The sequence below is a fragment of the Bacillus sp. S4 genome, from assembly GCF_040838205.1.
Taxonomy (GTDB): domain Bacteria; phylum Bacillota; class Bacilli; order Bacillales; family Bacillaceae_G; genus Bacillus_A; species Bacillus_A cereus_U.
Genome location: NZ_JBFPJI010000395.1, coordinates 1 through 2,796, shown reverse-complemented (window position 1 = coordinate 2,796; position 2,796 = coordinate 1). Strand labels below are relative to the sequence as shown.

The window sequence follows — 2,796 nt, the reverse complement described above, 5'->3', positions numbered from 1 at the left end:
CTTTAGTATTTATAGATGCTATATTTGTATATTTTCCATCTTCTGTTTTTGGGATTTCTAAAATTCCTTTATTTACAAGATCAACTACAGCCTTATGCTCTGAAGAATGTGTATCTACACCAGTAATTTTCCAATTATGCATAACTTTTGGCGTGTATACACCGTTCTTTACCTCTTTTAAATATGTAATAGCAAGGTTACGAATGGTTCCGCCTGTTTCTCCGAATGCATTCTCTTGTTTAGATGACCAAGTTTGTTCAAATTTACGTCCCTCTAAAGCTCCCCCTTTTGCCTGAAGAGCCTCCATTCTATACGCATTCATTCCTAGCGTCATAACATCGCTCATTTTGATTGGTTTATTTGTACGAATAGAGCGTAAATTTGTAATTCTATTTCCATATGGTTTTGTTAAGTCAATTTCGTATTTTACGCCTCCAAAGAAATCGTTCGTACTGTATTTAGACGCACGACGGTTTTTATCAAAACTAACTGTTACATCTCCGGCACGAGATGAGTTAAAATATCCTGCTGCCCATTCCATATAGTCTTTTAAATCTTTTCCAGTTATCTTATATACTGTAATTTCTCCCAAAGCATATTGATAATTATACGCAATATCTTTCTTCTTTATAGGACCAATATCCAAACGGGCATAATCATTATCAATTTGATGGGCTACTACATCCGCTTTACTGTAATAGAGCATGACTTCATGAAAGAAATCTGATAAAGGTGTCTCTTGAATCTGCACACTTGGAATACCCTGTATTTCATTTTCAGGAACAAGGTTTCTACCCTTTAATTGAGCGACTACAACATTTGCATCTCCTCTCGCATACTCATGAAAAGGTGTTAGTGTTTCTTCAAGTGTAGAATCAGATAATACTGTAGTTCCATCAGCATTTTTTACAGGTATAGCGGTAGCAGTTTTATCTTTTAAAACAAGCTTTCCATCTTGCTTTGTAAAAGTAAGGTCAATACGTGAAATATGCGTTCCATATTTATCTGGTTCTGTAATAATTACGCCATTTACAACTTCTTTTTTTACAAGTTTATGCATATGAGCCGCAAAAATAGCGCTTAGTTCCGGACAAGCATTCGCAATATCTTGAACACCAGTACCTGGGATTCCATTCTCATTTTCTAGTCCCATATGCATAACCCCTACCATTACATCTACTTTACCTTCTAATTCTTTAATTGCCTTTTTTGTCTCTTCTACTGGATTTTTCACTACTAAACCATCCAAATGATCTGTCCCTTTTTCAAAATCACTAATCATTGGTGTATTCATGCCAATAATCCCGACTTTAATTCCACCTTTTTCAACAATCGTATATGCAGGAAGAAAACGCTCTCCATTTTCCTTATAAATATTTCCTGCTAACGTCTTTCCCTTATATTGCTCACTAACTTTTTTCAATGTATCTAATCCAAAGTTAAATTCATGATTTCCAAATGCCCAGGCGTCATATCCCATTGTATTCATCGCTACCATCATTGGCGATTGTGGCTTATCGTTGAATAATTCTACTGAGTTTCCTTGAATTGTATCCCCGGCATCTACTAATATGGTATTTGGATTTTCTTGACGTACCTTCTTTATAACCGTATAAAGCTGCGTCAAACTTCCACTCATATTTGCTCCATCAAGCGCATAATCCCAAGGCATAAATCTACCATGAATATCTGCAGTACCTAACAATGTAATATTAACATCAGATTCCTCAGCCTTAGAAATAGCTGGTTTGACTGTTACTGCTGTTACAAGAAGCATAAGAATAATAAAATAGCATACATAGTTCTTCCATTTCATTTTTTGCATAATAACAATATTTCTCCCCTTTTTGTACTGTCATAAAGTTGCTTGAACTTTAAAAATGTAACTTATTATTCGGAAAAATTCAACTGCAAAAATAAAGAGAATAAAATGCATATATCCCCTAACAGAATTGTATTTTATCGTTTTCTGACAAAATACTTCTTGCTCAAACGTGTGAAGAGTGCTAAACCAACGGTAGATGTATATGTACTTCCAAAAATAATAACCCCGCTCTCCACTTAAGACGGGGTTACACTTATACAGCATATCGGATTCAGCATTTTTTCGAATGTTCGTTTCCTCTTCAAGAGTAAAATCTGCTAGTTTCGTATTTTCTTCTGATTATTGGTTGCTTTCAACTAAATTCATCATAATTTTAATCAGGACTTCTATTTTATCACTCGAAACCTTGATGCTATCCCAAATCGCTCAAAAAATAGATAATGATGTTTACTTTTCAACTCCACAAAGCAATTTTATCTCTTTAATTTGTTCTATATGACGCTGTTCATGCAAATAGATCAGTTCTATCCACTGATCAAGAAGTAATTCTCCAAGAGCTGGATGCGTCACTGATTTTTTCGCTAATATAGATTCATCTTCTATTGTACTCAGGAAACGCATCAATTCTTTTCTAGCGTTGTTTAACAAATCAACCATTTGCTGCACTTCAAATGCTTCTATACTTGGTTCAATCATTTCTGGGGCTATAAATTTTATCGATCTATCTAATACAATAGTGTGAATTTCTTTACGCTCATTTAGGATACTATCCATCTTTTTTAATCCCGATGAAATAACTGTTATAACTCTCTCATCTAATAAAACTAAATGATGACAAACTTGTGCTATACTCCATTTATCCTTATCTGGTTTTCTATTAAATTGAGCATCACTTAACAAAGTAATTTCCTCAAATAATTGATTTCTCGTTTCATAAAACTTGTCATTTACAAATGTATTCATGTGAATTC

General features: G+C 34.0%; 2 protein-coding genes. Both read right to left on the bottom strand.

What is annotated here, in order from left to right:
• On the bottom strand, positions 1-1,825 hold a 1,825-nt coding region (locus AB3X48_RS20665; protein ID WP_367959886.1), incomplete at its 3' end, for a bifunctional metallophosphatase/5'-nucleotidase.
• A 447-nt stretch (positions 1,826-2,272) separates the two neighbouring features.
• Positions 2,273-2,788 (bottom strand): DinB family protein, encoded by a 516-nt coding sequence (locus tag AB3X48_RS20660; RefSeq protein WP_016104942.1) that lies wholly within the window; start codon positions 2,786-2,788, stop codon positions 2,273-2,275.
• Between the last annotated feature and the right edge of the window lie 8 nt (positions 2,789-2,796).

Coding starts and splice junctions, on each gene's coding strand:
- AB3X48_RS20660 (WP_016104942.1), bottom strand. CDS start 2,788: ATGAATACATTTGTAAATGACAAGTTTTATGAAACGAGAAATCAATTA.